Raw genomic sequence first — 2,546 nt, 5'->3', positions numbered from 1 at the left:
CGACGGCGCGCGAGCGTGCTCTGGACCTGGCCCAGGCCCGCGGCGCGCTCCAAGAGGCCTTCGCGGAACGGCTGCTCGCGGACCCGGCCGCCGTGCGGGCACGGGTGCGTCACACCCTCGAACAATGCGCCGAGGCCTTCTTCGACGCCGCCTGGACGGGCGTCGCCGTGCAACTCGCCACCGACCTGCGCCTGAAGAACGACCTGCTGAAGCGCCAGGGCATCGGGGCGGCCCTCACGTCGGTCTCCAGCGCCGTCACCCTGGCGCCGGACGGCAACTGCATCATCGTGGACAAGCTGCAGGACAATGCGACCGCCGCCCACGGTACCGGGGTCACCTTCCTCCCCAGCGTCTTCGGCCGCCCGCACCTGGTGGTGGTCCACGCGCCCGGGTGGCAGCCGGTGGTGCAGTACCCCGTGGCCGAGGCAAGTCCATCGGAGCCGGTATCGCTGGAAACGGTCACGCTACGGCTGGAGGCACTCGCGCATCCGGTACGACTGCGGCTGCTGCGCACCCTCGCCCGCGGCCCGCACACCACCGGTGAGCTGGCCCACGCCTGGGAACTTTCGCCCCCGGAGGTTTCCCGCCACCTCGCTGTCCTGCGCCGCGCGGGCTTGCTCACGGCCCGGCGGCACGGTCGTTACGTCCGTTACACCCTCAATTTGCCCGATCTGACGGCGCTGGGCGCCGACCTGCTGACGGCCGTACTGCGCTGAGTAGCTTCGGTCTGCCAGAACGCGGGCGACTGCCGCCTTCGCAACATCGTCCGACTCGGCACGCCGAGCAGTACCGGCGCGACCGCCTGCTGCCCTCAGGCAGCCGGTCCGTCCCTGGGTGAGGCTCACCAGGTCCTTGGTGTTTCTCAGGTGGGCGGAGCCGATTCCTAGGGGCGCGTGGGCGTCTTGAGGTACTGCGTCGGCGAGGAGGCCGACGCTGCGCATGCGGGGCGCCTCACGTGCATAGGTGCCGAGCACGGTCTTGGCCAAGGACTCGGGCACGTCGAGACGGTGGCCGGTAGCCACCGCCACGTCCCAGGCGTGGATGGCGAATTCCGCGATGAGGACCTCGCCGAGTACCTCGGCGGGCATGGGCGGCCCGCCGAGGCTCGCTTCTCCCTGCCACGCCGCTGGCTCGGACCAGGCTCTGGCCGCCGGCTCCGTCTTGCTGTTCACGAGCAGGGCCCATTCCGACTCCGGCCGCCCGGCAAGAAGGGGCACCGGGTTCGCAGCCAGCAGGTCGGGGTTCCAAGCCGTGCGGGTACCCACATCCCGTGTCAGCGTGGCGCAGGTACTGCTCGGCGTGCGTTCCGAGGCGCGCTGGCTGCGCTACGTCCCCGAACACCTGCCCGGCGCCTTCCCCTACCTTCCCGGCCAATCCGGCTACAACAAACGCCTGCACAAGGCCCTACCCCTGCTCAAACGAGCGATCCGGGCACTGGCCACCGACACCGACCTATGGCACGACAGCGTGTGGGTGACCGACTCCACCCCCATCGAGTGCGGCCGCTCCCGCCCCACTGCCCAGCGATCAGATCTGGCCGGCTAAGCCGGCTACGGCTACTGCCGCTCCCACTCCTCGCCCATCCCAACCGAGGTTCGGCTGCAGCAGTTACTGCGCGTCGACCCGTCTTTGGCGGCAGAGCTCAAGCGGGTGGTGGACGAGGTGCTCACCCCGGTGCTGGAGTCAGCCGATCAGGAGCGGGTCGGTTCGTTGGTGATGAAGGCGACCGCGAGCGGGCACGGCCGGGTGTATCAGGCCGGTCGCGATCAGACCATCCACGAGCGCTCCTTCGCGGCCGGATCATCAGCGGCGTGCAGGCCCCACGCCGCCGCTTTCCACAACCGCGCGGGTACGTGCAGAAACTCATCGAACTGTGGGTCCATAAGCCTGCTGCGCAATCAACGTGATGACCCTGCGGACCACGGGCGTGATCGCGATGTACACCACGGCCGCCGCGGCGGCGCCGACCGTGGCCTGGGACAGCAGTCCGTGCGCCGGCACACCGAACAAGGCGAAGCCAGCGATCCGGCCGACGACGAAGACGACGAAGAAGACTGGGAGGAGAATGACCGTAACCCCGAAGAAGACCCCGATCATCTGAAGCGTGGGCTTCACGCGGACGGAGACCCGCAACGGGTACAGACATCCCACGCCCATGTACACGGCAGTCCCGAGCCCTGAGGCGATGGCGCGCCAAGGCAGCTCGAGATCGATCGACGCGAACGTGGCGAAGAGCCCGAGCGCCGAGACGATCACATATGGCCAGGGGAACATCTGGCGGACGACCTCCTCGCGGGACTTGTCCTGGAAGGCGCGGATCTGATTGAGCGAAGACTGGGCATCCTGCGGATTCATGAGCCACCCCCGTGGTCGAACATCACAACTCCTGGCTGTCGAAAGATCATGCTGACAACGATACACAATTCCGGAGCGCGTGCTCTGTTATAGTTGGGGCATGCCTCGTCGTCGGACGCATGATCTCGATCGGTTGCTGGATGTCGCCGAGCAGCTGGTGGCCGACGGCGGTCCGGAGCGGTTCACGGTGC

Annotated in this window: 3 protein-coding genes; 2 read left to right on the top strand and 1 reads right to left on the bottom strand. The window is 68.3% G+C overall.

Annotated elements, in window-relative coordinates; all coding sequences use genetic code 11:
• On the top strand, positions 1-716 hold a 716-nt coding region (locus AB0J09_RS62100), incomplete at its 5' end, for a DUF5937 family protein (RefSeq protein ID WP_360713531.1).
• Between the two features lie 562 nt (positions 717-1,278).
• Entirely contained in the window at positions 1,279-1,545 is a 267-nt protein-coding gene (locus AB0J09_RS62095; protein WP_360713529.1) for a hypothetical protein, read from the top strand.
• A gap of 318 nt (positions 1,546-1,863) precedes the next feature.
• On the opposite strand, the gene AB0J09_RS62090 is transcribed toward AB0J09_RS62095, so the two are convergent.
• Positions 1,864-2,355 carry a hypothetical protein gene (locus AB0J09_RS62090; protein WP_360713527.1) on the bottom strand — a complete coding sequence of 164 codons (492 nt, stop codon included), beginning with the start codon at positions 2,353-2,355 and terminating at the stop codon, positions 1,864-1,866.
• Positions 2,356-2,546: the final 191 nt, after the last annotated feature.

It is taken from the genome of Nonomuraea sp. NPDC049784, assembly GCF_040659615.1.
GTDB lineage: Bacteria > Actinomycetota > Actinomycetes > Streptosporangiales > Streptosporangiaceae > Nonomuraea.
Note: the sequence above shows the minus strand (reverse complement) of the source record. Positions and strands in the feature narration are given on the sequence as shown.